The 3189-nt window shown below is 67.9% G+C and carries 3 protein-coding genes; all 3 read right to left on the bottom strand.

What is annotated here, in order from left to right; translation table 11 throughout:
- Positions 1–131: 131 nt before the first annotated feature.
- The 3 genes from AC068A_RS32790 to AC068A_RS32780 all read right to left on the bottom strand — a co-directional run bounded on the left by AC068A_RS32790 (position 132) and on the right by AC068A_RS32780 (position 2884).
- Entirely contained in the window at positions 132–1547 is a 1416-nt protein-coding gene (locus AC068A_RS32790; protein WP_478589917.1) for a beta-propeller fold lactonase family protein, read from the bottom strand.
- A 335-nt stretch (positions 1548–1882) separates the two neighbouring features.
- Positions 1883–2446: a hypothetical protein gene (locus AC068A_RS32785; protein ID WP_478589916.1), complete on the bottom strand. Its 564-nt coding sequence runs from the start codon at positions 2444–2446 to the stop codon at positions 1883–1885.
- A 201-nt stretch (positions 2447–2647) separates the two neighbouring features.
- Positions 2648–2884 carry a DUF6087 family protein gene (locus AC068A_RS32780; RefSeq protein WP_478589915.1) on the bottom strand — a complete coding sequence of 79 codons (237 nt, stop codon included), beginning with the start codon at positions 2882–2884 and terminating at the stop codon, positions 2648–2650.
- Positions 2885–3189: the final 305 nt, after the last annotated feature.

Genomic DNA, 3189 nt, shown 5'->3' with positions numbered 1-3189 from the left:
TGACTCCTGCCCCCTTTTCTGTTGCTCCCGTCGATGTACCCCTGGCGGAGTGGGTTCTCCCCAGGTCGCTCCCCTCCGCGGTGGGGGCCTCGGCCCCGATCAGGGTGAAGACCCGGGGTGCGGGCGAGGGTCTACGCCACAGAATGGGTCACCGTCCCGGTGTAGGTGCCGGCGACCGCGGCGTCCGGCACATCGACGTCCAGGGTGGGGTTCCACTCGACCGAGTTGTTGCCGGAACCGCTCGGCTTGCTGAACGCGGTGCGGGCGGACGCGAGTGTTCCCGCCGTGCCCGGGGTGAACGGCCCGTTGACCGGGTTGATGGCGGCTCCCGGCGTGTAGGTCACCGCACTGCCGGTGATGGGGCTGCCGCCGGTGGTGGTAAAGGAATCGGTCAGGGAGACGGTGGCCACCCAGCTGGCATCGGCCAGCGAGCGCTCGTCGTTGACCGCGACTGTGCCGAGCTGGCCGGTGGCGGTCCCGCCCGGGGAGACCCCACTCAGCGTGGCCGACGTGGGAACGGTAACGGTCAGGCCGTCGGTGGGGGTGACCTGGAAGGTGACCACCGTGTCCCCCTGGTCCGGGGAGGCCGCCGCGCCGAGCGGACCGCCGCCGACGGTGAGAAGCGTGGGGCTGGCCGAGTCGGTGGTGGTGTCGATCACCGAGACGTTGTCGGAGCCGGTGTTCGTGACGTACGCCTTGGCACCGTCCGAGGTGAAGGCCACCCCGGTCGGGTTGGTGCCGATGTTGGTGGTGATGGTGGAGGAGACGGCGTCAGTGGTGGTGTTGATCACCGACACGCTGTTCGAGCCGTTGTTCACGACGTAGGCCTTGGCGCCGTTGGGAGCCACGGCCACCCCTCGGGGATTGGTGCCGGCGGCGATGGGCGTACTGGCGGTGTCGGTAGCAGTGTTGATCACCGACACGTCGTTCGACGTGTTGTTCGTGACGTAGGCCTTGGCGCCGTTGGGGGTCACGGCGACCGTGGAGGGATTCGTGCCGATGTTGGTGGTGATGGTGGTGCTGATCGTGTCGGTGGCGGTGTCGATCACCGACACGCTGTTGGCGTTGAGGTTGGCGACGTAGGCCTTGGTGCCGTCAGGAGTCACGGCCACCCCGATGGGAGTCGTGCCGACGGTGATGGTGGAGCTGATCGTGTCGGTCGCGGTGTTGACCACCGAGACCGTGCCGGCATCGGAATTGACCACATAGGCTTTCGCACCGTCGGGGGTGACGGCCACCCCTCGGGGGCCGTCACCGACGGTGACGGTGGTGCTGACGGTGTTGTCGGCGGTGTTGATCACCGACACGTTGTCCGAGCCGTAGTTCGTGACGTAGGCCTTGGTGCCGTTCGGGACGAGCGTCACAAATTGCGGACTCGTGCCGACGGTGATGGGCGTGCCGCTGACGGTGTCGTTCGTGGTGTTGATCACCGAGACGGTGCCGTCATCGGAATTGGCCACATAGAGAAAGTCTGACGGGGCGGCGGCTACAGGAGGCGCAGCGATCATGGACAGGGCCAACGACGCCAGCGCCATCAGACCCACCATGGACCGTCGCCTGGCCGGTACGGGCTCCCTCCATCGCCTGAACCATCTCCCGGACCGCCCTTGGGGGCGGTCACCCACTTCCGGCCGAAAAGCTCGATGTCCGAGCACGGAGACCTCCGCGTCCACGATGATGACGCCCGGCATTCACCGCGGCGCCGAGATCATCAGCGATGACTCGAAGATCACTTTATGGACGCTGCTACCGCGCTATTCCAAACTGAAATAGCGCGTGTCGCCCTATTCATATAGGCCCATTAAGCTCCTGACGCTCTTTGCAGAGCCGGTGATTCAACTCCGTGATTCCGAGAAGCCAGAGGGCGGCCTCATGGTGCGGCTCACGCCACTGAATGCACCACCACTCCTCGGTAGACGCCGGCCACCCCGGCGGCAGGCACGTGGACGCTCAACTCGGGATCCCAGGCGACGGAGTTGCTGCCGGAACCACTCGGATGACTGAACACCGTGCGGAAAGCAGCGACGGGCCCGGGACGACCGGCAACGAATGGACCGTTGAACGCATCGATCGCCACTCCAGGACGGTAAACGACATGACCTCCGGAGATCGATTCACCGGGGCCGTGCGAACCGGCCGTGAAGTCCCGGACCACGCTGACGGCGGCCACCCAGACGGCATCCCGCGCGGCCCGCTCGTCGGTGACGCGTACCTCGCCGAGGCGGCCAGAGGCAGTACCCCCCGGAGGCGCGCCGGACAGGACAGCCGCGCAGGGAGCAGAGATGTACAGGCCACCCGGCGCGACCACCTCAAACCTCACCCGTGTGCCCGCGCTGTCCGAGGCCTCATCGGCATGGGCCGGCGCAGCACCCAGCGCGGCCATCACCCCTGCCGCGACGATGACGCCTCCCACCAGCCGTTTCCCACTGCTGTGACCACGTGCCATAAATGCACGATATGAGGTAATAGCTGACTATTCGTACTTCACGTCACCCAATGGTGGAGCCGGTCCCGCACGCTCGGCCGGCGGCTCAATGGGATCTCCCCGGCATGGACCTCGGTCAGCTCGACCCGCAAACTTCCGCGGCCAGCCGCCGCCGTCACCAGCGGGCGGCCGGACGCGGCCGCCGGGCCCGTTCAGTGTCACTCACTCGTCTGCGGCCTCGGTGCCGGGCGTGGCATCGTTCACCCACTTCTGGGTCTCGGCCAGGTCGGACGCGGTGCCCGCCATCTGGTACGCAAACCCGTTCCAGGCGAGCAGGGCCCGCGGCGCGTCCGGCCGGACGTGGCTGCCGCCACCGTGCAGAGGCTGGTGCTTGCGCCAGACGCCCATCGGCGGGCGCCGGCGCTTGTTGCACGCGGCGAGCGGGTCGCCAGCGTCCACGCGCGGGACGGCGCGCGACGGCTGGTTCGGCGGTCCGGTCCGGGTCGGCGGTGCTTGCCCATGCGCCGCGGTCCATGCCTGACATGCCCTGACGCATGACGCAGTTGACCGAAAGCGGAGTGCCCTCGTTCGCCGGAACCCAAGTGGTGTAGCCGTCAGGGAGCGAGAAGGCCGGGTTGCCAGCAAGCGTGCGGATGCCGGAGGGGCTGTGGGCCTCTCCGGCATCCGGTGGTGCGGGTGGCGGTTCCCGGGGCGGGCTCCGGGGCTGCGTGCGGGGTTGTCGGCCCTCACTTGCCGAGCTTTGC

Source organism: Streptomyces sp. NPDC043854 (assembly GCF_056436005.1).
This window is presented reverse-complemented; position numbering and strand designations above follow the sequence as displayed.